The sequence below is a fragment of the Demequina silvatica genome (assembly GCF_000971215.1).
Taxonomy (GTDB): domain Bacteria; phylum Actinomycetota; class Actinomycetes; order Actinomycetales; family Demequinaceae; genus Demequina; species Demequina silvatica.
In genome coordinates this window covers 72498-97213 of record NZ_BBMA01000006.1, presented here as the reverse complement: position 1 = coordinate 97213, position 24716 = coordinate 72498, and the positions used below count along the sequence as shown (strand labels likewise).

The window sequence follows — 24716 nt, the reverse complement described above, 5'->3', positions numbered from 1 at the left end:
CGGCGTGTCGCGGCGCGGACCGTGCGCAGCGAGCTCGGGGCCCCACTCCGCACGAACCGTGCGTCGCGCACCCCCGCGGCGTGTCGCACGCACCCCTGAACACCCACCCCGGCGACGATTGTCACGAATCGGACATTTGCACGGGCCCACCCGCTTTGTAGGCTGGCGGCGGGGGCGAGGGGGACGCCATGGCCGGACGAGCCGCACACCGCGAGTCCTGGCTCACGCGCACGTGGGGCGGGCTGCCCGTGTGGGGCGCGCTCGCGATGGCCATGGTGCTGGTCGCGGTGGGCGCGTTGTGGATGGTGAATTCGGCGGCGAGCTCGCGCGCGGCGGCCTCGGCGGCGGCGAGCCCCGCGGACACGGCGGTGGAGGCGCTGTTCATCGGGGACTCGTACACGGTGGGCACCGGCGCGTCCTCCGACGCGAAGCGTTGGACCACCCTGGTCGCGAAGGAGCAGGGCTGGGAGGAGATCAACTACGGGCTCGGCGGCACGGGCTACTCCGCGACCTCGGGCGTCGAGGGCTGCGCCGAGGAGTTCTGCGACACCTTCGCCGGCACCGTCGAGGCGGCCGCCGCGGACGGCGTCGAGCCCGACGTGGTGGTGATCTCCGGTGGCCAGAACGACACGGTTCTCTGGTGGGATGACCCCGACGCCGTCACCCTCGACATCGACGAGACCTACCGGATCGCGCGCGCGACGTTCCCCCAGGCGCGGATCATCGCGGTCGGCCCGCACCTGCCGGGCGCGCCGCGCGGCTGGAAGTTCGACTTCGACGCGGCGGTGGCGGCCGCAGCGGAGCCCGTGGGCGCCGAGTTCATCTCCCTGCTCGCCCCCAAGGCCGTCAAGTTCCGCCTCTACGACGCGGGCGACGGCGTCCACGTGAACGACGAGGGCCACCGCCTCATCGCCAAGCGCGTGCTCGAGGGGTTGCAGTGAGCCGTGTGGGCGCGTTCTTCACGCGCGAGTTCGCGGGGCTGCCGGTGTGGGGCGGGCTGCTGGTGGTGCTCGCGGTGGCGGGTGTCCTGGCGGTCGCCCTGGGCGGTCGGGGGGACGATGCGCCGGTCGCCTCCCGCGCCGACGCCACCGAGGACCTCACGGCCGTGGGCGCCGGCTCGCCCTCGCCGACCGCGTCGGGGGCGGTGGCGCTGTTCATCGGGGACTCGTACACGGTGGGGGTGGGCGCGGCGCCGCAGTCCAAGCGCTGGACGTCGCTGGTCGCGGTCGAGGAGGGCTGGGAGGAGGCCAACTACGGCCGCGGCGGGACGGGCTACGCGACCGCCGGGACGTTCAACAGCTGCGGTCTGGACGACTGCCCGCCGTATGCCGACATGATCGCTACGGCGGCGCGCGATGGGGTGGAGCCGGACGTGGTGGTGATCGCCGGCGGGCAGAGCGACACGGACGCGTGGGGTGCGGACGCGGCGGCGGTGCGGGAGGCGATCGACGCGACGTTCGAGGAGGCTGCCGCGCGGTTCCCCGACGCGAGGATCGTGGCGATCGGTCCCTCGTGGCCGTTCTCGGAGGAGTCCTGGCAGCGGGACTTCAACGACGCGGTGCGTGAGGGGGCCGAGGCGGTCGGGGCCGAGTACATCTCGCTGCTCGAGCCGCGCGTGCTCGATGAGAGCTTCGACGCGGGCGACGGGCAGCACGTCAACGACGAGGGGCACGCCGCGATCGCGGAAAGGGTGATCGAGCAGCTCGGCTAGTTCTCTTCGCGTCGCACGGTCTGGCGGGCGACGCGCGGGACTGAACCGGCGCATCGTCCCCCTGCGGCGGCGTGGCGGAACTGAAACCGTGCGGAGCGAACTTGGGGGTGCGTGAGCCTGGGGGCGACGTGGCGCTAGATGGTCTGGAAAGCCTGAGAGCTCGTCGCCTGACCGTTCTCGGTCTCGGTCCCGCTTACCTGCAGGACCGTGGCGCGCATGGGGCTGAGAAGTTCGAGCGCGGCTTCGGGCACGTGGAAGTCCCGAACAAGCGTGGCGACCGGCAATGGCGCAGCGAGGTTAAGCACCTCGACTCCGACCACGACTGAGAATTCGTCGAGATCGACGAGCACGGAGTCCGTCAGCTCGCGCGTCTCTTCGACGGCATTGTTGGTGAGCGTGAGGTAAGCAGCATTGGCGGAGAAGTCGACCGTTACTGCAGGTGCGAGTTCAGCCATTTCGACATCGTATCCACTGGGCGTGCGCGAGTCGGGGCTCTCCGCAGCCTGGACGTTGGAGGCATCGGCACAGTGGTGTCTCGGGCGGCGCGGTCTGGCGACGCGCGCGCGGGACTGAACCCGCGCATCGTCCCTTCTGAACTATGCCGCCTCGGGAACCTTGGCCGGGACGACCGGCTTGCGCCCGCGCTCGCCCAGCATGATGCGCCCGACGGCGACCTTGCGGAGCACGATCACGCCCAGGATCGAGCCGAACAGGCCCGCGATGGTCATGAGGATGAGCGACGGGATGAGCGGCTCGAACCCGACGACCTGCAGCGCGCCGGCCGTCACCACCACGGCGAACGGGTGCAGGAGGAAGATGCCGTACGAGTATCCGCCCACCCACGCGAGGAAGCTGTTCTTGAAGCCGAACGCGATGAACGCCAGCGGGAACGTGATGCCCAGCAGGATCCCGAACGGGTCCTGACGCTGGTTCTCCGCGGCCTCCCAGATGCCGAGCACCGCGAACTGCGTGTACACGAACAGCGCGACGGTGAGCCCTGCGGTGATCCACGCGCCGGTGAGCCCGATGTTCTTCCAGCCGAAGCGCGTGGCCGCGAGGCCCGCGACAAAGAAGAGGCCCAGGTAGACGGCGCTGCTGAACTGCAGGAAGCCGGACGCGTCCTGCATGTTGAAGATGAGGTTCACCGCGAGCAGCGCCCCGAACAGGATGCCGACCTTGAGCTTGGTGTCGAGGAGCTTGTAGGAGTCGGCGAGCGCGACCACCGCGTAGACCCAGAACGTCGCGAGCAGGAACCAGTACGGCGGGAGCGAGTAGAGGAACCAGTCGTAGATGGCGTCCGGCGGCGGGGTGCCGAAGTCGAGCGCGACCTGCGCGAGCCCGATCAGCGGCACGAAGATCACGTACGGGATCAGCAGCCGGCGGACCTTCTTGCCCATGTAGGTGCCGTACGCGGCGGTGCTGGTGAGCGGGCGCCACGCGTAGACCACGCCCGAGAGGAACGCGAACAGCGGCATCCGGATGTAGATGAAGGTGTCGCCGTACCACTCGAGCCAGTCGGCCTCGCCGAACCTGTTCTGCGCGACGTGCAACGTCACCAGCAGGATGCACGCGATCCCCCGCAGCGAATCGACGACCTTATCCCGTCCCCCCATGGCACGCCCCCTCCAGCCGTGTCGCGGTCCTTTCAGAACCGTAGACCCGGCGTGGGGGACATGTCACGCAAAACTGGACATTTGGGTAGGGCGGACACTCCTCCACGCGAGGCGACCGCTGCATCGTCCCTGCGCGCCCTTTGGGGCCGGAAACCCGCGATTCTGGTGGGGGAGCGCCTCAGGCGCGTGGACAGGTGCTCGGTAGCGGCTAGAGGGACTTCTCGAACTCGTCCATGAAGGCGATCATCTGGGCGGCCTCGACCAGGAAGCCGTCGTGGCCTACGGGGGAGTGGACCACCTTGATGCCGTTGGAGCCGGACAGCGCCGCGTCGAGGCGCTGCGAGTTCGCCATCGGGTACAGGCGGTCCGAGTCGATCGCGATCACCAGAGCCGGGTCCGTGTAGCGGGCCAGCGCGGTCTCGACGCCGCCGCGGTCGCGGCCCACGTCGTGCGACTGGATCGCCTGCGCGAGCCGCACGTAGGTGTTGGCGTCGAAGCGGCGGGCGAGCTTGCGCGCGTGGTGCTCGAGGTAGGACTGGACCGCGAACAGGCCACCCTTGCCCAGCGGGTCGGAATCGCCCTGGTAGGAGCGGTTGAAGCGCTCGTTGAGCTCGCCCGCGCTCCTATACGTGGTGTGCGCGATCATGCGCGCGATGCCCATGCCCACGTGCGGGCCATCGCCGTCGGCGGCGTCGTAGTAGTCGCCGCCGCGGAACTTCGGGTCCGCCTGGATGGCGGCGAGCTGTGCCGTCGACCACGCGATCTGGTCCGCGGTGGTCGCGCCCGTCGAGCCCACCGGGGCGATCGCGCCCACGCGCTCCGGCGCCATCGCGATCCACTCGAGCGCGCGCATGCCGCCCATCGACGGGCCGGTCATGAGCCGCCAGCGGTCGATCTCGAGGTGGTCCATGAGCGCGATCTCGGCGCGCGCCATGTCCCGCATGGTGACGTAGGGGAAGCGCGAGCCCCACGGCCGCCCGTCCTCGGGGTGCGCCGACGCGGGCCCCGTGGACCCCTGACAGCCGCCCACCACGTTCGCGGACACGATGAAGTGGCGCTCCGGGTCGATCGGCTTGCCCGGCCCGACCATCGCGTTCCACCAGCCGCCCGTGTGGTGCCCGGGCTCCGCCGGGCCGAACACGTGGCTGTCGCCCGTGAGCGCGTGCGCGACGTAGACGGCGTTGTCCTTCGCCTTGTTGAGGGTTCCCCAGGTCTCGTAGGCGAGGACCGTCTGGGGGAGGACCCCGAGCGGGTCGGCCTCGAGCGGCAGGTCGCCCAGCGCGAAGAAGATGCGCCGGCCCGGGTGGTCGCCCTCGCGCCACGCTGCGCTCGCGGGGATCGGCGCGCCGGGGCCGGGCCCCTGGTCAGCGGCGAGCGCGTCGGTCTCGATGCCGTCGTCATCCATGGCGCTCAGCCTAGAGGTCGTGCGCGCGCGCGAGGCGCGGTGCCGGGAGACCCGGCCGCCGCATCGTCCCTACGACAGTTGATCCACCACCCAGTCGGCGATCGCCTGGTGGCCCAGGTCGTTGACGTGCGCGCCGTCGCCGAGCGCCATGGCCGGGTCGTCGAGCACGGGCGGGCGGGTGAGGGAGATGAAGGTGCCGTCGACCACGCCGGATGCGGCGGAGACGGCGAGGTCGAACTCGGTCTTCCACTCGGCCTCGATGTCGAGCCAAGGCGGGCCGATCGCGATGATCTCCGCCTCCGGGTACGCCTGCCGGGCCGCCAGGTAGGTCGCGTCGATCGCGGCGATGGTCTGGTCGACGTTGTCGTTCCAGCGGGAGCCGTCGTTGTAGCCGCCCGAGATCACCACGATGTCCGGCCTCACCTGGTCGCCCACCGCCTCCGAGATGGACGCACGGTAGTCGCCGCAGAACGTGCGACCGCAGCCGGTGAGGCCCGCGGTGGCCGCGTAGCCGGTGCCGGAGCGGCCGTAGTTGACCTCGCGCCAGCCCAGCTCGCGCGACACGATCGAGCTCCATCGGTCGCTCTCCTCGGTCGCGCCCACGCCCGCCGTGTACGAGTCGCCGATGAACAGCGCGATGGGCGTCACGTGCGACGGCGCGCTGAAGCTCGGGACCGGGGAGGCGGTGGCGCCCGGTTGCGCGGCGGGGGCCGGCTGCGCCTGGGCGTACGCGTACGCGCCGCCGATCCCGATGACCACCAACGCGGCCACCAGCAGCCCCCAGCCGGTGATCCCGCGATGATCGCGGGCGAGCCAGCCCTGTCCCCCCGAGCGATTGCGCGCCATGCCTGCCCCCTCGCGGCCAGAGTAGCCACGGGGCGGGATGGGCGGAAGACCCGGTTTGTCCAGGGTTTGTCCAGGGGGGACGATGCGGGGCTCAAGTCGGGCGGCAGGGTCGCCGATGTCCGGGGAGAGGTCCCCATGTGCCGGCGTGAGATGCGGCACAGGGGGCTTCACGTTTTGCGGGGATCCGCCTAGTATCGGGGCGGACGTGACTCGTGTGACAGATGTGAACTGATGTGACTAGGGCGGTTGATGTGACGGTAGGGCTGAGGCGCATGCTCGTGCTCGCGACCATGTTCGCGGTGGCGAGCGGAGTGGTGGTGGCCGGACCCGTCCACCAGGCGCGCGCGGAGGACTACCCGGGCCAGGCCGAGATCGACGAGGCCCGCGCGGCCGCGAACGACCTCGCCGCCGGCATCGACGAGCTCGACAACGCGATCGCCGCGCTCGCGGACGCGCGCGACAAGGCCGAGGCGAACGCCCTGGTCGCGGGCGAGGACTACGTGCAGGCGCAGGAGGCCTCCGACGCCGCCGCTGACACGTTGGACGCTGCGAACGAGCGCGCCGCCGAGGCGGAGAAGGAGCTCGCCGAGGCGCGCGAGAACCTCGCGTCCGTCGCGCAGGCCGCCTACAGGGACGCCGGCTCGATGAGCCAGATCGGCGCCGTGGTGGGTGCCGAGACCGTCGACGACGTCATCGCCCGTACCGAGGCGTTCTCGCGCGGCTCCGACGAGGCCGACATGTGGGTGCAGCGCGTCAAGGCCGCCGAGCTGGTCGCGACCACCATGCGTTCCTACGCCGACGAGGCCGCGACGTCCGCCGCCGAGGCCGCCGAGGAGGCGAAGTCCTCGTACGCCGAGGCGCAGGACGCGCAGCAGCACGCCGAGGAGGCCGTCGCGATGGCGGCCGAGACCCGCTCCGACGCCGTCAACCGTCTGGCCGAGCTGCGCGGCGTCACCGTCGCGCTCGAGGAGCAGCGCCAGGCCGGCCTCGAGGCCGAGCGCGCCGCCGCCGAGCAGGCGGAGGCCGAGGCCCGCCAGCAGGCCGCCGAGGAGGCCGCCGCCTCGGAGACGCCGCGCCCCCGTCCCACCAAGACCTCGACGCCGGGCTCGACGTCGACCTCGACTCCCAAGCCCACGGCCACCAAGACCTCGACTCCCAAGCCGACCGCGACCAAGACGTCCGAGCCGGAGCCGACCACCACCACCTCGACCCCCAAGCCGACCACCACGTCGACCCCGAAGCCCGAGACGCCCGGCACCACGTGGAACTCGACGGCGGCGCAGGGCGTGAAGGCGGCGCAGCACTCGCTCACGCTGGTCGGACGCGAGTACCTGCTGGGCGGCTCGGGCCCCAAGTACGACTGCTCGGGCGTGACGTCCGAGTCCTGGTCCGTGGCGGGCCAGTGGATCACGCGGTCCTCGCGCAGCCAGTACCTCGCGACCACGCACCTGGCGTACTCGCAGATCCGCGAGGGCGACCTGGTGTTCTACGCGACGGACACCTCGGACCCGTCGACCATCTTCCACGTGGCGATCTACATCGGCAACGGCCAGGTCATGGAGGCGGTCAACTACTCCAAGCCGGCGGGCGTGCGGTCGCTGTACGGCTGGATGGCGGGCAACATGATGCCCTTCATCGGAAGGCCGTAGCCCTCCCCGAATTCGGTCCGCACGCTCTCCCCTCGAATTCGGTCCGCACGGTCAGCCGCGCGACACGCGGGACCCAGCCCGCGCATCGTCCCTCCGGGGCGGCGTGTCGGAGCTCAGACCGTGCGCAGCGAATCAGCGGTGGCTGGCTCTCGGCCCCCGCGCGTCTCTCCACACAACAAGGCCCGGATCGGCCGATGCGCGAGCATCTGCTGCCGAATCCGGGCCTTGCTGGTGGATCAGTGCACAAAGCTGGTGGAGAGGCGCTCGCGGGCGCCGTCCCTCAGTGCTCCTGCGGCGGGTACAGCGGGTTCATGTGCGCGAACGGGGTGCCCTTGGCGCGCTCGAAGGAGGAGCGGATCTCCTCCTCGGCCTCCTCGCGCGACACCCACTTGGCGCCCTCGACGGACTTGCCGGGCTCGAGGTCCTTGTAGACCTCGAAGAAGTGCTGGACCTCGAGGCGGTGGAAGTCGGAGACGTCGGTGAGCTCCTGGCGCCACGTCTGACGCTGGTCGCCGACCGGCACGCACAGGACCTTGTCGTCACCGCCGGCCTCGTCGCGCATGCGGAACATGCCGAGCGCGCGGCAGCGGATCTGGCAGCCGGGGAACGTGGGCTCCTCGAGCAGCACCAGCGCGTCCAGCGGGTCGCCGTCCTCGCCGAGCGTGCCGTCGATGAAGCCATAATCGTCCGGGTAGCGCGTCGAGGTGAACAGCATGCGGTCCAGCACGATGCGGCCGGTGTGGTGATCCACCTCGTACTTGTTGCGCGAGCCCTTCGGGATCTCGATGGTGACGTCGAATTCCATGCCTGGCGTCCTTAAGCGTTAGGTCAGAGGTCCTGGTGAGGAACGGTACTAGTCTGGCGCATGTTCGGAGGTCGTGGGTGCGCGGAATCATCGCAGGGGTAGGCGTCGGCATGCTGGCGCTGGGCGGGGGCTACCTGTTCCTCGACGCGCAGGACGTGGTCCCCGGCTGGATCACCGCGCAGCCCGCCGAGATCCCCCAGGCGCCTTTCATCACGGCCTCCCCGGTCGCGCCCGCGCCCGTGCAGGGGGACGATGCGGCGGCCGGGTTGGACGCCGACGCTCCCCGGCCCTCGGCGTCGGAGGTCCAGGCCCTCGCGGAGGCGGTGCGCGAGGACTCGCGCACCGGGACCTCGACCAACATCTCCGTGGTCGACTACCTCGACGGGACGGTCTACGCGGACGTGGACGCCGCGGACCCGCAGGTCCCCGCCTCCACCACCAAGCTCATCACCGCGGTCGCGGCCGTCTCGCAGCTGGGCGCCGACTACACGACCACCACCGAGGTCACCTGGGACGCCTCGACGCGCACGCTCACGCTGGTCGCGGGCGGCGACGTCATGCTCGCCGCGGACGCCGGCCGCTACGGGGACGTCGCGTCCGCCGAGGACGCCGCCAACGGCTGGGCCGGCCTGGGCGACCTCGCCGACGAGGTGGTCGCCGCGCTCGACAGCGTCACCGGCGACGGCGCGCGGGCCGTCAAGGTGCGCGTCGACGACGACGCGTTCCCCGGCCCGGCATGGCCCAAGGAGTGGCCCGATTACGCGTTCACCATGGGATACGCCGGGCCGGTGTCCGGTCTCGCGGTCAACGGCGCCCGGCTGACCGAGGGCAACTACGTCGCCCGGGCCGAGGACCCGTCGCTGCATGCGGGGTCGCTGTTCGTGGAACGTCTCCAGGAGCGCGGGGTGACCGTGAAGGGGGAGGCGACCCGCGCATCGTCCCGTGCGAGGGCGGTCGAGGTGGCCGCGGTGCAATCCGCGCCGTTGGCGGAGGTCGCGCGACACCTTCTATCTGTGTCGGACAACACGGTCGCCGAGCAGGTGGCGCGGAACCTCGCGCTCGCGAGCGGGGAGCCGGCGACGCCGGCGGGGGAGGCGCGCGCGATCACCGCTGCTTTGGAGGCGCTGGGGGTGACGGTCGACGGGCTCGAGCTGCACGACGGCGCGGGCTTCTCCGACCGCAACCAGATCTCGCCCGCGACCATGACCGGCGCGCTGCTGGCCGCGCGCGACGAGCCGTCGCTGTCGGGCCTGCTCGACTGGCTGCCGCTCGCGGGGCTCGAGGGCACCGTCGCCGAGCGGTACGAGGGCCTGCCGCCCGCCGGGTACTGGCGCGCGAAGACCGGCTCGCTCACCGGCGTCACCGCCATCGCGGGGGTGCTCGTGACGGCGGACGGGCGGCCGCTGGCGGTCGCGATCCTCGCGGACGGCATGCCGTACGGGCAGGATGCGCCGATGGGTGCGTTCGACGACTTCCTGGGCGCGCTGGCAGAATGCGGCTGTGAGGGATGAGGGCAATCCGTTGACGGGACCCCATCCCGCCGTAGCCGCATGCCGGGTGGCCGTGCGCGACGCGCTGGGCGATCTGGAGCTCGGGACGCGCGTGTGGGTAGCCGTGTCGGGCGGGCCGGACTCGCTGGCGCTTGCCGCCGCGGTCGGGTTCGTGGCGCGGAAGCAGGGGCTGTTCGCCGGGGCGATCATCGTGGACCACGGGCTGCAGCCCGACTCCGCGGTGGTGGCGGAGCGGGCGGCTGCCGAGGTGCGTCGGGCCGGTCTCTCGACTGTGTTTGTCGAGCGCGTGGTGGTCGGGCGCGCCGGCGGCATGGAGGCCGCCGCGCGCGAGGCCAGGTACGCGGCGCTCGAGGCGCGCATGGATGCCGAGGGTGGACTCGCGCCGCTGCTGGTGACGGGGCACACCATGGATGACCAGGCGGAGACGGTGCTGTTGGCACTGGCCCGCGGGTCTGGGGCGCGGGCGCTGTCGGGGATCCCGGCGCGGCGCGGGCGGATCGTGCGGCCGTTCCTGACGGTGCGGCGCAAGGACACGGTGGCCGCGTGCCAGGCGCTGGGGCTGGACCCGTGGCATGACCCCACCAACTTCTCCGAGGACGGTCCGCGCCGGTCCGCGCTGCGGGCGCGCGTGATGCCATCTCTGGTGGAGGTGCTGGGGCCCGGCGTGGTGTCGGGGCTGGCGAGGTCGGCGGCGCTGCTGCAGGCCGATGCGGACGAGCTCGACCGCCAGGCGCGGTCCGCGATGTCGGTCTCCGCGTCCACGGTGCGCTCCGACGAGTGGCGCTGCGACATGCTCGCCGCCCTGCCCGACGCGATCCGGACCCGCATGCTCAAGATGCTGGCCGAGAACCGCGGCGCCGGGCCGCTCACCGCGACTCATGTGGCCGCGTTGGATTCGCTGGTGACGTCGTGGAAGGGCCAGGGCGCGATCTCGCTCCCCGGCGGCTACGAGGCCAGGCGTGAATATGGCAGGCTGGTCATCAGCCATCCCGATGTCCCGAACTCCTGAGGAGAGCCGAGCGTGAGCTTCCAGTACGACATGAGCGACTTCTCGGAGGTGCTCGTCTCGGAGAACGCGATCGGGCGCAAGCTCGACGAGATGGCCGCCGCCATCCGCGCCGACTACGAGGGCAAGGACCTGCTGCTCGTGGGCGTGCTCAAGGGCGCCGTCATGGTGATGGCCGACCTCGCGCGCCGCATGCCGCCCACCGTGCAGATGGACTGGATGGCTGTCTCGTCTTATGGGTCGGGGACCAAGTCCTCCGGCGTGGTGCGCATCCTCAAGGACCTCGACGCGGACCTGACGGGGCGTCACGTTCTCATTGTTGAGGACATCATCGACTCGGGCGTCACGCTCTCGTGGCTGCTGGGGAACCTGCGGACCCGTGGCGCGGCCTCGGTCGAGGTGGCGGCGCTGCTGCGCAAGCCCGCGGCCGCGGTGGTCGACGTGCCGGTCAAGTACATCGGCTTCGACATCCCGCCGGACTTCGTGGTCGGCTACGGCCTCGACTTCGCGGAGAACTACCGCACGCTCCCGTTCGTCGCGGTCCTCAAGCCCGAGGTCTACGAAAAGTAGCCCCGCGCGCTCGAGCACCTATCCACGCGGGTGAGGCATTCTCCCACCTGGTGTTGGGCGTGTCGGCGGCGTGTCGCGCTCGGGCTCACCGCAAACACGGCTCTGGAGCCGGGCGGATGTGGAGAGGTGTTCAGGGACGCGCGGGCGGACCGATGTCCCCAGCCGCGAGGTAGGTCCTCACCTGTCCCCAAGTCGGCGGATCGCGCTGGTAGCTGAGCACCGGCGGCGGCATGGTCGAGCCATGGACCCGGTGCGTGTACTGGATACTCTCGGCGGTGCCGCTCGCCTCGGCACCCTGACCGGTGTAGGCGTGAGCCGCCGGGCCTTGGCGCGCGCCGTGGCCGCCCAGCGCATCGTCCGCCCCATCTACGGGTGCTATGCGTTGCCGAAAGCCTCGCGCGCCGACATCCTTCGAGCCGCCTACCGAGCGGAGCTCTGCTGTACCAGCCTGTGCGAAGCGATGGGCCTGCCGGTCATCAAGCGTGACAAGGCGGTCCACCTGGTGGTGCCGCGTGATCGCGGTCGCCGCACCGACGATCGACGCCCGACCACAGACGTCGTGCTCCACCGTCACGGTGACCAGATCGTGCCCGAGGAGGTTCGCGTGCCCGTGGGACTCGACATGCTCGGTCTCTGTGCAGATCGGATGCAGCAGCTCGTCGCGATCGACGCCGCGCTCCGTCAGGGGCTCCTCACGCTTGGCGACCTCGCCGCCTTCGCGATCACCGACGAAGCCCGCCTCCAGTGGCTTCGTGACCATGTGGACCCCGGCGCCGAGTCGCTCCTCGAGACCATGACCCGGGTCAACCTGGTCGGGGAGGGTTGGGCGGTACGGTCCCAGGTGTGGATCGAGGGAGCGGGCCGAGTAGACCTCGTGGTCGAGGGCAAGGTGGTCGTTCAGACCGACGGCCGCGAGCGCCACGACAACCCCGTCGCGTTCGTCGAGGATCGGCGCCGGGACCGCGCGTGTGTAGCGGCGGGATACCGGGTCCTGCGGTTCACCTACCAGGACGTGATGGCGAACATGACGCGGGTGATCGCCGACGTCCGCGCCGCGCTGGCGTACTGACCGCGTGCACCTATCCACGCACGGCGCCGAGGGCGACGTCGTCTCGGGGGCCACAACGGCGACTCGCCGACAACACGCCGACACCCTGGTGGGGGAGTGCCTCAAGTGCGTGGAGAGGCGCTCAGGAAACTCTCGACAAGCCCTGAGCGAAACCTTTACCCAGTGTCAGACCCACCGCGTAGAGTCGGGGTCACGATGAAGAACGTCCTCAACCTCCGCCTCATCCTCTTCTACGTCCTGGCTGCGCTCCTGGTGGGCTGGATGGTGTCCGGCCTGCTGTCGCCGCGGGTCGAGAAGGTGGACACGTCCGTCGGCCTCGAGATGCTCGACCAGCAGCTCGCCGAGCAGGTGAAGATCGTCGACGGGGATCAGCGCGTCGAGATCACGCTGATCGACTCCGCGGACTTCCCCGAGGGCACGCCGTCGGAGTGGGCCGACTACAACGGCCGCGTCGAGTTCTTCTACGTGCAGCCGCAGGGCGAGGAGATCGTCAACGCGGTCAAGGCCGCGGACCCCGCGCAGGGCTACAACTCCGAGGTCCCCCAGACCAGCATCTGGGCGACCCTCGCGTTCACGTTCCTCCCGATCCTGCTGCTCGTGGGCCTGTTCTGGTTCCTCATGTCGAACATGCAGGGCGGCGGAGGCGGCCGCCTCATGAGCTTCGGCAAGTCGAAGGCCTCGCTGGTCACGCCCGACACCCCGACCGTGAAGTTCGAGGACGTCGCCGGCGTCGACGAGGCCGTCGAGGAGCTCAAGGAGATCGAGGAGTTCCTCGAGAACCCCGCCAAGTTCCAGGCCGTGGGCGCCAAGATCCCCAAGGGCGTGCTGCTCTACGGCCCGCCCGGAACCGGCAAGACGCTGCTCGCGCGCGCCGTCGCGGGCGAGGCCGGCGTGCCCTTCTTCTCCATCTCCGGCTCGGACTTCGTCGAGATGTTCGTCGGCGTCGGCGCCTCGCGCGTCCGCGACCTCTTCGAACAGGCCAAGAAGAACAGCCCGGCCATCATCTTCGTCGACGAGATCGACGCGGTCGGCCGCCACCGCGGTGCCGGCCTGGGCGGCGGCCACGACGAGCGCGAGCAGACGCTCAACCAGATGCTCGTCGAGATGGACGGCTTCGACGCCCACACCAACATCATCATGATCGCGGCGACCAACCGCCCCGACATCCTCGACCCGGCCCTCCTGCGCCCCGGCCGCTTCGACCGCCAGGTGGGCGTCGACGCGCCCGACCTCAAGGGCCGCGTCAAGGTCCTCGAGGTGCACGCGAAGGGCAAGCCCATCTCCCCGGAGGTGGACCTCGACGCCCTCGCGCGCCGCACCCCCGGCTTCACCGGCGCGGACCTCGCGAACGTCCTCAACGAGGCCGCGCTCCTCACGGCACGCCGCGAGAAGCAGCTCATCGGCTCCGACGAGATGGACGAGGCGATCGACCGCGTCATCGCCGGACCCCAGAAGCGCACCCGCGTGATGAACGACCACGACAAGCGCGTCACCGCCTACCACGAGGGCGGACACGCCCTGGTAGCAGCGGCGATGCGTCACACGGACCCGGTCACCAAGGTCACCATCCTTCCCCGCGGACGGGCCCTCGGCTACACGATGGTGATGCCGCAGGAGGACCGCTACTCCAAGACGCGCAACCAGCTGCTCGACAACCTCGCGTACGCGATGGGCGGCCGCATCGCAGAGGAGCTCGTCTTCGGCGACCCCTCCACCGGCGCGTCCAACGACATCTCGCAGGCCACCGAGATCGCCAAGCAGATGGTCACCGAGTACGGCATGTCCACCAGGATCGGCTCGGTGCGCCTCTCCGGCAGCTCCGGCGAGGTGTTCCTGGGCCGCGACATGGGCCACGGCCGCGAGTTCTCCGAGTCCGTCGCCTCGACGGTCGACCAGGAGGTCCGCGCGCTCATGGACAACGCCATGGCCGAGGCCACCCTCGCGCTCACCCAGAACCGCGGCATCCTCGACACCCTCGCGGAGGCGCTCCTCGAGAAGGAGACGCTCGGGGAGAACGAGCTCGCCGCCATCTTCGAGCCCGTCGAGAAGATCGCCAACCGCGACGAGTGGATCTCCGGCGCCTGGATCACCGCCGCCCCGGCGGAGGTCAAGGGCGGCGCCATCGCGACGCCCGCCGGCGAGACGGCCAAGCAGGGGGACGATGCACGGGTCACCCCGGGCGCCGAGCCTCACGTCCCCGCGCCCGACCTGGTCGAGCCCGACGTCCTGGAGCGCGACTCGCTCGACCGCGGAGACAGCTGACTGTGTCCGTCGACAAGCCCCGCATCGAGGCGGCGGTCAGGGAGATCCTGGCCGCAGTGGGCGAGGACCCCGACCGCGACGGCCTGCGCGACACCCCCGCCCGGGTGGCGCGCGCCTACGAGGAGTTCTTCGGCGGCCTCCACCAGGACCCCGCGGACGTCCTCAGCGCCGTCTTCGAGCTGGGCCACGAGGAGATGATCCTGGTCAAGGACATCGAACTGTACTCGATGTGCGAGCACCACCTGGTCCCCTTCCACGGCGTCGCGCACGTCGCCTACATCCCCGGCGCGGACGGCCGCATCACCGGCCTGTCCAAGCTCGCGCGCCTGGTCGACGTCTTCGCGAAGCGACCCCAGGTCCAGGAGCGCCTCACCACGCAGGTCGCGGACGCGCTGGTCGACGAGCTCGGCGCGCGCGGCGTCATCGTCGTGGTCGAGGCGGAGCACCTCTGCATGTCCATGCGCGGCGTCCGCAAGCCCGGCTCCCGCACCGTCACCTCCGCCGTCCGCGGCATCATGCGCGACGGCGCGACGCGCGCGGAGGCCATGAGCTTGATCGTCGGCAAGTAGGGGAGGCACCGTGACCCTCGTCATGGGCATCCTCAACGTCACGCCGGACTCCTTCAGCGACGGCGGACGCTACGCCGAGCTCGACGCCGCGATCGCCCGCGGCCTCCAGCTCGCCCGCGACGGCGCGGACCTGGTCGACGTCGGCGGCGAGTCCACCCGCCCCGGCGCCGCCCGCGTGAGCCCCGAGGAGGAGCGGCGCCGCGTGGTGCCCGTCATCCGCGCCCTCACCGAGGCCGGCGTCGCGACCAGCATCGACACCATGAACGCCTCGACCGCGCGCGCCGCAGTCGAGGCCGGCGCGGGAATCGTCAACGACGTCTCGGGCGGGCTAGCGGACCGTGCGATGGCCGGGACGGTTGCCGACCTCGCCTGCGAGTTCGTCGCCATGCACTGGCGTGCTCACTCCACGGAGATGGACGGGCTCGACACCTACGAGGACGTGGTGCGCGAGGTGGGCGCGGAGCTCCAGGCGCGCGTCGACGCCCTGGTGGCGGCAGGCGTGGCCGAGCAGCGCATCGTCCTCGATCCAGGCCTGGGCTTCTCCAAGGTGACCGAATCCAACTGGCCGCTGCTCGCCCGCATGCCCGACTGGGCCGGCGGCCGCCGCGTCCTGGTGGGCGCGAGCCGCAAGCGGTTCCTCGGCGCCGCGATCGCCCGCCCGGGCGTGGACGCCGCCGACCCCGCGGCCCGCGAGGCCGCCACCACCGCCGTCACCACCCTCGCCGCCGCCTCCGGCGCGTGGGCGGTCCGGGTGCACGACGCACGCGCCGCCGTCGACGCCATCCGCGTCGTGTCGGCTTGGGAGAACGCCGCTCGAACGGAAGGATGACAGGCATGACGCAGCCCACGATCAGCCCGTACGTCAAGGACGGGGTCGAGCTCGACCAGATCATCGTGCAGGGGATCCGCGTGACCGGCTTCCACGGGGTCTACCAGCCCGAGAAGGAATCCGGGCAGCTGTTCCTCGCGGACGTGGTCGCGCACGTGTCGACCCGCAGCGCCGCCTCGCGCGACGACCTCGAGAAGACCGTCAACTACTCCGACATCGCCGACCGCGCCGCCGAGGTGCTGGGCGGCGACCCGTCCGACCTCCTCGAGACCGTCGCCGAGCACATCGCGCGCGCGATCCTCGAGATGGAGGGCGTCCACTGCGTCGACGTGGTGGTGCACAAGCCGCAGGCGCCGCTGCACGTCGAGTTCCGCGACGTCATGGTGAAGATCCGCCGCGACCTGAGGTCGGGGGCGCTGTGGGCGGACAAGAGGATCGGCTCCTCGGCGGGGCTGTCCGGCGACCCGTTCGCGCCGCGCGTCCACTCCGACGACCCTGCCGACAACCCGCCCGTCCAGCCGGTGGTCGCGTACCTCGCGCTGGGCGGCAACGTCGGCGACGTCGACACCACGTTCCGCGAGGCGCTGTGGGAGCTGCACCGCATCCCCGGGATCATGGTCCAGCGCGCGTCCTCCCTGTTCAGGACCCGGCCCGTGGGCGGACCCGAGCAGGACGACTTCCTCAACGCCGTGGTCGAGATCATGACCGCGATGGCGCCGCGCGAGCTGCTGGCCGCGTGCCAGGGCATCGAGGTGCTGCACGGCCGCGAGCGTCACGTCGAGAACGGTCCCCGCACGCTCGACCTCGACATCCTCGCGTACGGCGACCGCGCCTTCGCGGCCGACGACCTGGTGATCCCGCACCCGCGCGCCACCGAGCGCGCTTTTGTACTGCAGCCGTGGGCGACGGTCGCGCCGCACTACGACGTGCCCGGCGCCGGGACGGTCGAGTCGCTCGCCGCCGCGGTCGGGTCCGAGGGCGTGGAGCTGGTCCAGGCGCAGTGGCCCGCGCAGCAGTGATCTCGGTGGTCGGCCCGGTGGAGCGCGCGCGATGGAGCCGCTGAGCCGGGTCAGGGTGGCCGTGCTCGCGGCCATCGTGGGCGCGGTCGCGTGGGGCGTGACCGTCACCGCGGTGAACTCGGGCGCCTCGCCCATGGCGGTGCCGTGGACCGTCGCCGCGATCGCGGTGGGCGTGGGGCTGGTGGCGCTGTGGCTCGGCTGGGGCGTGCGCCAGTACCGGCGCGGGAAGAACCCGGGCTTGAGCGGCCTGCGCGCCGCGCGCACCGCGGTGTTCGCCCAGGCATGCGCCTACACGGGATCGATCCTCGCGGGCGCGTTCGCCGGCTACGGTCTCGCGATCGCGCTCGAGTGGTCGCACGCGCCGCGGCGCGAGGTCGCGATCTCCGCGCTCATCGCGGCGCTCGGCGGACTCGCCATGGTGGTCGCCGCGCTGATCGCGGAGCACTGGTGCAAGGACGACTCGTCCTCCTCGGACGAGGGCGGCAAGGCCCCGCAGACCACGCCGTAGCAGCACACCCCCAGCCCGCGCGCGCCATGGGGAGCTGACCGTCGGTTACGCGAGGTTCGAGTCAGCCATGGGGAACTGAGCGACGCTCACTGGAGCGCTCGAGGCGACCGACGCTCAGCTCCCCACAGCGCGCCGCGATCTCTCGAAGCCGACGCTGAGCTACCCAAAGCGCGTCGGGGGTGGGCGGAGCGCAGCGGCGCGGAGCGCGGTGGCCGCGCCCACCCCTGGCAGACTGGACACCATGAGCTGGTACGACAACGCCGCGTGGATCCCCGTGTCACGCCGCCTCATCACGGCCCGCCTGATCACGCTGTGGATCACGCTCGGCATCCTCATCCTCGCCTCCGCCGTCACCGCGCTCCTGACCGGCGCCGTCTGGGTCTGGACCGCCCCCGCGGCCCTCGCGGCGCTCGGCGCCTGGGGCTCCTGGATCATCGTCCGCCAGGTCACTGCCCACGCCTGGGCGGAGCAGCCCGACGACCTCATGGTCAAGAAGGGCCGCATGTTCCGCTCCGTCACGGTGGTGCCGTACGGCCGCATGCAGTTCGTCGACGTGAAGGCCGGCCCGATCGACCGCGCGCTCGGCATCGCGACCGTCCAGCTCCACACCGCGAGCCCCGGCACGGACGCCTCGATCGCCGGCGTCCCCGCGGACGAGGCCGCCCGCCTCCGCGACCGCCTCACCACGCGAGGCGAGGCCCGCCTCGCCGGCCTCTAGGCACACACAAGCACCATGAACAGCCACATCTACCAGGCACCTCGTGAGTGGACCCGCCTCCACCCGGTCTCGCCCTTCCTGGGCGGCTGGGCCATCCTGGGCCTGGTCCTCGCGTACTGGATCCATCAGTACCTGCCCGACTGGGTCGACGGCGGCGACGAGGGCTTCGAGTTCTTCGACCGCTTCCCCCTCCTCGGGATCATCGCCGCCGCGACCCTCGCGTTCGCGATCACCATCGCCATCTCCTACTGGCAGTGGCGGCGCACCGAGTTCCGCATCGGCGACGACGCGGTCTACCTCCGCCAAGGGATCGTCACCACGCAGCAGCGCCAGGCCCGCCTGGACCGCCTCCAGGCCGTCGACGTGGTCCAGCCGCTGCTCGCCCGCATCTTCGGCTTCGCGGCCATCACCATCCAGGTCGCCGGCGGCCAGAAGTCCGGCGTCGAGCTCAAGTTCCTCCGCCTCGGCGACGCCGAGGCGCTCCGCAACGAGATCCTCGCGCTCGCCGCGGGTCTCAAGGCCGGGGACGATGCCCCGGTCGCCCCGGACGCCGACGTCACCCCCGCATCGTCCCCCGGCCTGATCGGCCACCCGCTCGAGCGTCCCCGCACGGCCGTCGCCGCGGCCGAGGAGCGCGAGGTCTACAGCCTCCCCGCGGGCCGGCTCATCGGCTCGATCCTGCTGTCCGGGCCCGCGCTGGTGCTGCTCGCGACGCCGGTGGTCGCGCTCGTCGCGGTGTTCGGCTTCGACTACGACGTGTGGGCCGCGGTCGCCGCGGTGGTGGGCACCAGCGTGGTCGCGATCGTCGGTGCGCTCGCGGGTCTGCTCGGCTTCTTCTGGACCCGGCTCAACGGCGGTTTCGGGTTCACGGCGGGCATCTCCGCGGACGGGCTGCGGCTGCGCCACGGCCTCACGGAGACGCGCAAGCAGACCGTGCCGCCGGGCCGCGTGGCCGCGATCCGCCTGCATCAGCCCTGGCTCTGGCGGCAGAAGGACTGGTGGCGCATCACCATCAACGTCGCCGGCTACGGCGAGGACAACGAGTCCGTCTCCGTTCTCCACCCCGTCGCGACGCGCGAGGAGGCGCTGCGCGCGGTGTGGCTGGTGCTGCCCGACCTGGGCGACCCGGATCCGGCGGGCACGCTCGGCCGCGCGATGTCGGGCCAGGGCGACGAGGGCGGCTTCACCACCAGCCCCCCGGCCGCGCGCCGGCTCGACCCGCTGCAGTGGCGCTTCCGCGGCGTCCGCGCCACCGACCGCGCGCTGCTGATCCGCCGCGGCCGCTGGGAGCGCGAGCTGTTCGTGGTCCCGCACGAGCGCACCCAGTCGCTCGGCCTCACGCAGGGGCCGCTGCGCCGCTCGCTCGGCCTCGCGAACGTGGTGGTCCACTCGACGCAGGGACCCGTCTCGCCCGTTGCCGCGCACCTCTCGGTGGACGATGCGGTGGCCCTGTTGGACGCCCAGGCCCAGCGGGCGCGGGAGGGCAGGCGCCGGCAGTCGCCGGAGCAGTGGATGAGCGCGGTCGGGTTGGAGAAGGAGTCCGCTCATGGATGACGTCCGCGGTCACGCGGTCAACGGCAACACGCGCCGGCCGGGCCGGCTGCGGATCGGCGTGGTGGGGGCGGGGCGCGTGGGCGCCGTGCTCGCGGCCGCGCTGCGGGAGGCGGGCCACGACGTGGTCGCCGCTTCCGGCGTGTCCGACGCGACCGTCGCCCGCATCGAGGCGCTGCTGCCCGGCGTGCCCATCGCCGACCCCGACGAGGTGGTCCGCGCCGCCGAGCTGGTGCTGCTCACCGTGCCCGACGACGCGATCGGGCCGGTCGCGACCGGCCTCGCCAAGGTCGAGGCGTGGCGTCCCGGGCAGCTGGTGGTGCACACCTCCGGCCGCCACGGGATCGAGGTGCTGTCGGAGACGGCGACCCCGGGCATCGTCCCCCTCGCGATCCACCCCGCCATGACCTTCACGGGGACGTCGCTGGACCGGTCGCGCCTGATCGATGCCGTGTTCGCGGTGACCGCGCCGCCTGGGATGCTGCCCATCGCGCAGGCGCTCGTGGTGGAGATGGGCGGCGAGCCCGTGGTGGTCGAGGAGTGGGACCGGCCGCTCTATCACGCGGCCCTGGTGCACGGCGCGAACCACGTGGTGACCGCCGTCGCGCAGGCCAGCCAGGTGCTGTCCCGGATCGGGATAGAGGAGCCCGCGCGGGTGCTCGGGCCGCTCATCCATGCGTCCGTCGATGGCGCGCTGCGCGATGCGCCCGGCGCCGTGTCGACCCTGACCGGACCCGTGGTGCGCGGCGACGCGGGCACCGTCGCGGCCCACCTGCGGGCGTTGGAGGGGCAGCCGGAGGCGCTGTTCGCGTATCGTGCCATGGCGCGCGCGACGGCAGACCTGGCTCTCAGCGGCGGCCGGATCGGCCCCGCCCAGTACGCCGACCTCATCGCGACGCTCGGCACGGAAGGGATGGGGGACTGATGCGCGTAGTCCACACCGCGAGCGAGCTGCGGGGGCCGGCGCTGCGGCCGGCCCGGCGCTCCGGGGACCGGCCCTCGCGCGCCGTGGTCATGACCATGGGCGCGCTCCACGAGGGCCACCTCGCGCTGGTGCGCGCCGCCCGCGAGGCCGCCGACGAGGTGGTGGTCACCATCTTCGTCAACCCCCTCCAGTTCGACGACGCCGAGGACCTCGACACCTACCCCCGCACCCTCGACGAGGACTGCGCGCTCCTCGAGCCGCTGGGCGTCGACGTGGTCTTCGCGCCCGGCGTCGAGGAGGTGTACCCGGGCGGGCCGCCGGTGGTGACGGTGTCCGCGGGGCGGATCGGCGAGGTGTTCGAAGGAGCGCATCGTCCCGGCCACCTCGACGGCGTGCTCACCGTGGTGTGCAAGCTCATGCACCTCACGCAGCCCGACCTCGCGTTCTTCGGGCAGAAGGACGCGCAGCAGCTGATCGCCGTGCGGACCATGGTGCGCGACCTCACCATGGGGGTCGAGGTGGTCGCCGTGCCCACCGTCCGCGACGCCGACGGCCTCGCGCTGTCCTCGCGCAACGTGTTCCTCACCGCGCCGCAGCGCGCGCAGGCGCTCATCCTCTCGGAGGCGGTCATGGCCGCCGATGCCGCGGCCCGCGCCGGCGCGGACCTCGACGAGGCCGTGTCCGCCGCCCAGGCGGCGCTGGCGCGCGAGCCCGGGGTCGCTTTGGACTATCTGGCGGCGCTCGATCCCGTGACCGCCGAGGGCCTCGACGGGGACTACCGTGGAGAGGCAGTGATCGCCGTGGCCGCCCATGTGGGCGAGACGCGGCTCATCGACAACGTGGTGACGCGGATCGGGCCCCTGCTGGGGTGAGCGCGACCCCGCCCCGCCCGCGTCGGAAGGACCCCTCATGACCTCGCTCCAGCGCCCGATGATGATCTCCAAGATCCATCGCGCGACCGTCACCCAGGCGGACCTCCACTACGTGGGCTCCGTCACCATCGACGTCGACCTCATGGAGGCGGCGGACCTGCTGCCGGGGCAGCAGGTCGACATCGTCGACGTCACCAACGGCGCACGGCTCACCACGTACGCGATCCCGGGCGCGCGAGGGTCCGGGGTGCTGTGCATCAACGGCGCCGCGGCGCACCTCATCCACGAGGGCGACCTGGTGATCATCATCGGGTACGGCATGCTCGCCGACGCCGAGGCGCGGACCTTCGAGCCGCACGTGGTGTTCGTCGACGGCGCCAACCGCGTGGTCGAGCTGTCCGACGAGCCGGGCCTGGTCCCCGCCTCCGCTGACGGGTTGGAGCCCTCCGGGCTGCCCGTCCACGAGTTCCACGAGCGCGGCTGGGACGCGTTCCCCGCGCGCTGACCCCCACCCCCCCATCCGTTCCGCACGGTCGGGCGGCCGACACGCGGGCCCCAGCCCGCGCATCGTCCCGGTCGAGCGGCGTGTCGCGGCTGAGACCGTGCGCAGCGAACCGGGGGCGGACGCCCGGTCGGGGTCCCGCATCCGCGCCGGTAACCTGGCGTTCATGACCGCCTTCGTGCGCAGCCTCGCCGCGCCTCAGCCCGGCTGGACCATCGAGACCGACGTCATCGTGGTCGGCTCCGGCATCGCGGGCCTCACCACCGCGCTCGACCTGCGCGAGCGCGTGGACCGCGTGCTGGTGGTGACCAAGGGCGTCCTCAGCTCGGGGAGCACCGTGTGGGCGCAGGGCGGGATCGCCGCGGCGCTCGACCCGGAGGACACCCCCGAGGAGCACCTCGAGGACACCCTGGTCGCCGGCGTGGGGCTGTGCTCCGAGGAGGCCGTGCGCGTCCTGGTGACCGAGGGGCCGCATTCCATCCGCAAGCTGCTGCGCCGCGGCGCACAGTTCGACACCGGCCCCGACGGCGACCTCACCCTCACCCGCGAGGGCGGCCACCACCGCGACCGGATCGTGCACGCGGGCGGCGACGCCACCGGCGCGGAGGTCTCCCGCGCCCTGGTCGAGCAGCTCGAGGCCATCCGCAACGACCCTGGTATCGAGGTCATCGAGCACGCCATGGTGGTCGACCTCCTCACCGGCGCTCCCGACGCGGACGGCCGCCCGGGCCCGGTCTGCGGCGCCACCATCCACGTGATCGGCGAGGGCTCGCGCGACGGCGTGGGCGCGGCGCTCGCGAAGGCGGTGGTGTTCGCGACCGGCGGCATCGGGCAGGTGTTCCGCTCCTCGACCAACCCCGCGTCCTCGACCGGCGACGGCCTCGCGGCGGCGCTGCGGGCGGGCGCCGCGGTGGGCGACGTCGAGTTCGTGCAGTTCCACCCGACCGTGCTGTGGCAGGGCGCGAACGCCCGCGGCCAGCTGCCCCTCATCTCGGAGGCGGTCCGCGGCGAGGGCGCCTACCTTCTCAACGGCGCCGGCGAGCGCTTCATGGTGGGCCGCCACGAGCTCGCCGAGCTCGCGCCCCGCGACGTGGTCAGCCGGAACATCGTCGACGTGATGCGCGAGGACGAGTCCGACTCCGTCTTCCTCGACTGCCGCCACCTGGACCGCGGCTTCCTCAAGCAGCGCTTCCCGTCGATCTGGCGCTCGCTCAAGAACCACGGCATCGACATGTCGCGCGACCTCATCCCGGTCGCGCCGGCGCAGCACTTCCACTCCGGCGGCATCCTCACGGACCTCAACGGCCGCTCGACGCAGCGCGGCCTCTACGCGATCGGAGAGGCGGCCTGCACCGGCGTCCACGGCGCGAACCGCCTCGCGTCGAACTCGCTGCTCGAGGGGCTGGTGTTCGCGCGGCGCGCGGCGCGCGACGCGGCCGCCATGGTCGCCGACGGGGTCCTCACGCAGATCGAGCCCGCCGACCGGCCGGGCGAGTCCGCCCTGGTACCGGCGACGATGCGCCCGCGAGTCCAGGCCATCGCCCACGAGGGCGCGGGGCCGGTTCGCGACGGCGACACGCTGGACGATGCGGTGGCCCGGTTGGATCGCATCCGTGCCCGTTTCCATACGGACCCGGTGACGGCGGTGGTGCCGCAGGTGGCGGAGTGGGAGACCACGAACATCGTCGCGGCGGCATCCGTGCTGGTCGAGGCGGCGCTGCTGCGCGAGGAGTCGCGCGGCGGTCACCAGCGCTCCGACTTCCCCGAGACGGACCCCGCGTGGGCGGTCCACCTCGCGGCGCGGCTGTCGCCGGACGGCGACCTGGAGTTCGCTCAGGCGCCCCTCGAGCTAGGCGAGTAGGCCGCTACCCGACGAACGCCACCACCTTCGCGGCGAGCGCGTCCGGGTGCACCGCGTGGCCCTGGTGTTCGAGGGCCTCGAAGCGCGCACCGGGTACCGTCGCGGCGACCTCGCGTGCGCCCCATTGGAGGAAGCCGGGGGAGTCGCCGCCGGCCAGCGCGAGGGTCGGTGCGGTGATGGTGGCGAGCTCGGCCGGGATCGACGAGTCGCCCATCGCCGCGTCGTCGTATGCCAGCGTGGGCGCGAGCGCGAGGCTGGTGGCCCACCCGGGTGACCGGCGCATCGTCTCCACCGCCTGATCGGGGACGCCCACCCGCGCGAAGAACGCGGCGAGCGCACCCTCGCGATCGCCGCGGTCCAGCGCGGCCGCGAGGGCCGCGGTGTAGGTGGCCGCACCGTCGCGCGCGGGAGGCGGCATGAACGGGGGTTCGTAGACCAGCAGGCGCGTGACCGCGGTGCCCAGTGCTGCCGCGGCCCGCGCGGCGAGGGCGCCGCCCGAGGACATGCCCAGCAGCGCCGCGGAGCCGCCGGCCTCGTCGATGACGGCCGCGATGTCCTCGATCTCGCGTTCGACGGCGTAGGGCAGGGTGTCGCCGCTGTCGCCGCGGCCGCGGCGGTCGTAGAGATGGACCTCGAGGTGCGGCGCGAGCGCGGCGGCGATCCCACGGGCGGGTCCCGATCCGCGGAAGCACATGGCGCCGTCGACCACCACGATCGCGGGCCCGGCGCCCTGCACCTCATGGGCGATCAGGGTGCCATCGGCGGAGGTCACGTGGCTCATGCGTGCCATGCTCCACCCCCGGCGCGCCCGCGTCGAGAGCGGAGGCCGTGGCTCGTGTCGCCACGCTCGCGGTTTTTATGCACTTTGGTGGCGCTCGGGGTGCCCGGCGGTGCCCGGAAGCGTGCACCGGGCGC

General features: G+C 72.2%; 24 protein-coding genes. 18 read left to right on the top strand and 6 right to left on the bottom strand.

What is annotated here, in order from left to right:
• Positions 1 to 188 precede the first annotated feature (188 nt).
• Positions 189 to 941 carry an SGNH/GDSL hydrolase family protein gene (locus tag AOM05_RS09685; protein ID WP_062521678.1) on the top strand — a complete coding sequence of 251 codons (753 nt, stop codon included), beginning with the start codon at positions 189 to 191 and terminating at the stop codon, positions 939 to 941.
• On the top strand, positions 938 to 1711 hold the full coding sequence (locus tag AOM05_RS09680; RefSeq protein ID WP_062521676.1) for an SGNH/GDSL hydrolase family protein: 774 nt from the start codon (positions 938 to 940) through the stop codon (positions 1709 to 1711). Before AOM05_RS09685 ends, AOM05_RS09680 begins: the two co-directional genes overlap by 4 nt.
• A 134-nt stretch (positions 1712 to 1845) precedes the next feature.
• Here AOM05_RS09680 and AOM05_RS09675 read toward each other — a convergent pair whose 3' ends face one another.
• The 4 genes from AOM05_RS09675 to AOM05_RS09660 form a co-directional block, all read right to left on the bottom strand.
• Positions 1846 to 2166 (bottom strand): DUF2283 domain-containing protein, encoded by a 321-nt coding sequence (locus AOM05_RS09675; RefSeq protein WP_062521674.1) that lies wholly within the window; start codon positions 2164 to 2166, stop codon positions 1846 to 1848.
• A gap of 141 nt (positions 2167 to 2307) precedes the next feature.
• Positions 2308 to 3324: an acyltransferase family protein gene (locus AOM05_RS09670; RefSeq protein WP_062521672.1), complete on the bottom strand. Its 1017-nt coding sequence runs from the start codon at positions 3322 to 3324 to the stop codon at positions 2308 to 2310.
• A 208-nt stretch (positions 3325 to 3532) separates the two neighbouring features.
• A complete protein-coding gene (gene metX / locus AOM05_RS09665; RefSeq protein ID WP_082097420.1) occupies positions 3533 to 4729 on the bottom strand; it encodes a homoserine O-acetyltransferase MetX in 1197 nt (398 codons plus the stop codon).
• Between the two features lie 69 nt (positions 4730 to 4798).
• Positions 4799 to 5575: an SGNH/GDSL hydrolase family protein gene (locus AOM05_RS09660; protein ID WP_062521670.1), complete on the bottom strand. Its 777-nt coding sequence runs from the start codon at positions 5573 to 5575 to the stop codon at positions 4799 to 4801.
• A 251-nt stretch (positions 5576 to 5826) separates the two neighbouring features.
• On the opposite strand from AOM05_RS09660, the gene AOM05_RS09655 reads away from it, so the two are divergent.
• A complete protein-coding gene (locus AOM05_RS09655; protein ID WP_156165136.1) occupies positions 5827 to 7224 on the top strand; it encodes a C40 family peptidase in 1398 nt (465 codons plus the stop codon).
• A gap of 280 nt (positions 7225 to 7504) precedes the next feature.
• Here the strand turns inward: AOM05_RS09655 and AOM05_RS09650 are convergent, their stop codons facing one another.
• Entirely contained in the window at positions 7505 to 8029 is a 525-nt protein-coding gene (locus tag AOM05_RS09650) for an inorganic diphosphatase (RefSeq protein ID WP_062292687.1), read from the bottom strand.
• Positions 8030 to 8139: 110 nt separating this feature from the next.
• On the opposite strand from AOM05_RS09650, the gene dacB reads away from it, so the two are divergent.
• From dacB to AOM05_RS09575, 15 genes are all read left to right on the top strand, one after another.
• Positions 8140 to 9540, top strand: coding sequence for a D-alanyl-D-alanine carboxypeptidase/D-alanyl-D-alanine endopeptidase (dacB, locus tag AOM05_RS09645; RefSeq protein WP_062521665.1), 1401 nt, complete (start codon positions 8140 to 8142; stop codon positions 9538 to 9540).
• Between the two features lie 46 nt (positions 9541 to 9586).
• The gene (gene tilS / locus AOM05_RS09640) at positions 9587 to 10549 is read left to right on the top strand and encodes a tRNA lysidine(34) synthetase TilS (RefSeq protein ID WP_228373253.1); all 963 of its coding nucleotides are present in this window, start codon (positions 9587 to 9589) and stop codon (positions 10547 to 10549) included.
• A gap of 30 nt (positions 10550 to 10579) precedes the next feature.
• Positions 10580 to 11116, top strand: a complete 537-nt coding sequence (gene hpt, locus AOM05_RS09635) for a hypoxanthine phosphoribosyltransferase (RefSeq protein WP_062522017.1) — start codon at positions 10580 to 10582, stop codon at positions 11114 to 11116.
• Positions 11117 to 11357: 241 nt separating this feature from the next.
• Complete coding sequence (locus tag AOM05_RS09630; protein ID WP_082097419.1) at positions 11358 to 12185, top strand: endonuclease domain-containing protein; 828 nt, start codon at positions 11358 to 11360, stop codon at positions 12183 to 12185.
• A gap of 195 nt (positions 12186 to 12380) precedes the next feature.
• Entirely contained in the window at positions 12381 to 14447 is a 2067-nt protein-coding gene (ftsH, locus tag AOM05_RS09625; RefSeq protein WP_062521661.1) for an ATP-dependent zinc metalloprotease FtsH, read from the top strand.
• A complete protein-coding gene (folE, locus tag AOM05_RS09620; protein ID WP_062522015.1) occupies positions 14444 to 15016 on the top strand; it encodes a GTP cyclohydrolase I FolE in 573 nt (190 codons plus the stop codon). Before ftsH ends, folE begins: the two co-directional genes overlap by 4 nt.
• A 10-nt stretch (positions 15017 to 15026) precedes the next feature.
• Positions 15027 to 15845, top strand: a complete 819-nt coding sequence (folP, locus tag AOM05_RS09615) for a dihydropteroate synthase (protein WP_228373251.1) — start codon at positions 15027 to 15029, stop codon at positions 15843 to 15845.
• A gap of 5 nt (positions 15846 to 15850) precedes the next feature.
• A complete protein-coding gene (folK, locus tag AOM05_RS09610; protein WP_062521659.1) occupies positions 15851 to 16864 on the top strand; it encodes a 2-amino-4-hydroxy-6-hydroxymethyldihydropteridine diphosphokinase in 1014 nt (337 codons plus the stop codon).
• 31 nt (positions 16865 to 16895) lie between these two features.
• Positions 16896 to 17372, top strand: coding sequence for a DUF3180 domain-containing protein (locus AOM05_RS09605; RefSeq protein WP_062521657.1), 477 nt, complete (start codon positions 16896 to 16898; stop codon positions 17370 to 17372).
• Between the two features lie 241 nt (positions 17373 to 17613).
• Entirely contained in the window at positions 17614 to 18090 is a 477-nt protein-coding gene (locus AOM05_RS09600) for a PH domain-containing protein (protein ID WP_062521655.1), read from the top strand.
• A gap of 15 nt (positions 18091 to 18105) precedes the next feature.
• Positions 18106 to 19644, top strand: a complete 1539-nt coding sequence (locus tag AOM05_RS09595; protein WP_062521653.1) for a PH domain-containing protein — start codon at positions 18106 to 18108, stop codon at positions 19642 to 19644.
• Positions 19637 to 20566 (top strand): Rossmann-like and DUF2520 domain-containing protein, encoded by a 930-nt coding sequence (locus tag AOM05_RS09590; RefSeq protein WP_062521651.1) that lies wholly within the window; start codon positions 19637 to 19639, stop codon positions 20564 to 20566. Before AOM05_RS09595 ends, AOM05_RS09590 begins: the two co-directional genes overlap by 8 nt.
• Positions 20566 to 21438 carry a pantoate--beta-alanine ligase gene (panC, locus tag AOM05_RS09585; protein WP_156165134.1) on the top strand — a complete coding sequence of 291 codons (873 nt, stop codon included), beginning with the start codon at positions 20566 to 20568 and terminating at the stop codon, positions 21436 to 21438. The genes AOM05_RS09590 and panC overlap by 1 nt, the downstream gene beginning before the upstream one ends.
• Positions 21439 to 21475: 37 nt before the next feature.
• Positions 21476 to 21943 (top strand): aspartate 1-decarboxylase, encoded by a 468-nt coding sequence (gene panD, locus AOM05_RS09580; RefSeq protein ID WP_062521649.1) that lies wholly within the window; start codon positions 21476 to 21478, stop codon positions 21941 to 21943.
• 163 nt (positions 21944 to 22106) lie between these two features.
• Entirely contained in the window at positions 22107 to 23801 is a 1695-nt protein-coding gene (locus AOM05_RS09575; RefSeq protein ID WP_062521647.1) for an L-aspartate oxidase, read from the top strand.
• Positions 23802 to 23805: 4 nt separating this feature from the next.
• Here the strand turns inward: AOM05_RS09575 and AOM05_RS09570 are convergent, their stop codons facing one another.
• The gene (locus tag AOM05_RS09570) at positions 23806 to 24582 is read right to left on the bottom strand and encodes an alpha/beta fold hydrolase (protein ID WP_062521645.1); all 777 of its coding nucleotides are present in this window, start codon (positions 24580 to 24582) and stop codon (positions 23806 to 23808) included.
• Between the last annotated feature and the right edge of the window lie 134 nt (positions 24583 to 24716).

Coding starts and splice junctions, on each gene's coding strand:
- AOM05_RS09685 (WP_062521678.1), top strand. CDS start 189: ATGGCCGGACGAGCCGCACACCGCGAGTCCTGGCTCACGCGCACGTGG.
- AOM05_RS09675 (WP_062521674.1), bottom strand. CDS start 2,166: ATGGCTGAACTCGCACCTGCAGTAACGGTCGACTTCTCCGCCAATGCT.
- AOM05_RS09670 (WP_062521672.1), bottom strand. CDS start 3,324: ATGGGGGGACGGGATAAGGTCGTCGATTCGCTGCGGGGGATCGCGTGC.
- metX (WP_082097420.1), bottom strand. CDS start 4,729: ATGGATGACGACGGCATCGAGACCGACGCGCTCGCCGCTGACCAGGGG.
- AOM05_RS09660 (WP_062521670.1), bottom strand. CDS start 5,575: ATGGCGCGCAATCGCTCGGGGGGACAGGGCTGGCTCGCCCGCGATCAT.
- AOM05_RS09650 (WP_062292687.1), bottom strand. CDS start 8,029: ATGGAATTCGACGTCACCATCGAGATCCCGAAGGGCTCGCGCAACAAG.
- dacB (WP_062521665.1), top strand. CDS start 8,140: ATGCTGGCGCTGGGCGGGGGCTACCTGTTCCTCGACGCGCAGGACGTG.
- hpt (WP_062522017.1), top strand. CDS start 10,580: ATGAGCGACTTCTCGGAGGTGCTCGTCTCGGAGAACGCGATCGGGCGC.
- AOM05_RS09630 (WP_082097419.1), top strand. CDS start 11,358: ATGGACCCGGTGCGTGTACTGGATACTCTCGGCGGTGCCGCTCGCCTC.
- ftsH (WP_062521661.1), top strand. CDS start 12,381: ATGAAGAACGTCCTCAACCTCCGCCTCATCCTCTTCTACGTCCTGGCT.
- folK (WP_062521659.1), top strand. CDS start 15,851: ATGACGCAGCCCACGATCAGCCCGTACGTCAAGGACGGGGTCGAGCTC.
- AOM05_RS09605 (WP_062521657.1), top strand. CDS start 16,896: ATGGAGCCGCTGAGCCGGGTCAGGGTGGCCGTGCTCGCGGCCATCGTG.
- AOM05_RS09600 (WP_062521655.1), top strand. CDS start 17,614: ATGAGCTGGTACGACAACGCCGCGTGGATCCCCGTGTCACGCCGCCTC.
- AOM05_RS09595 (WP_062521653.1), top strand. CDS start 18,106: ATGAACAGCCACATCTACCAGGCACCTCGTGAGTGGACCCGCCTCCAC.
- AOM05_RS09590 (WP_062521651.1), top strand. CDS start 19,637: ATGGATGACGTCCGCGGTCACGCGGTCAACGGCAACACGCGCCGGCCG.
- panC (WP_156165134.1), top strand. CDS start 20,566: ATGCGCGTAGTCCACACCGCGAGCGAGCTGCGGGGGCCGGCGCTGCGG.
- panD (WP_062521649.1), top strand. CDS start 21,476: ATGACCTCGCTCCAGCGCCCGATGATGATCTCCAAGATCCATCGCGCG.
- AOM05_RS09575 (WP_062521647.1), top strand. CDS start 22,107: ATGACCGCCTTCGTGCGCAGCCTCGCCGCGCCTCAGCCCGGCTGGACC.
- AOM05_RS09570 (WP_062521645.1), bottom strand. CDS start 24,582: ATGAGCCACGTGACCTCCGCCGATGGCACCCTGATCGCCCATGAGGTG.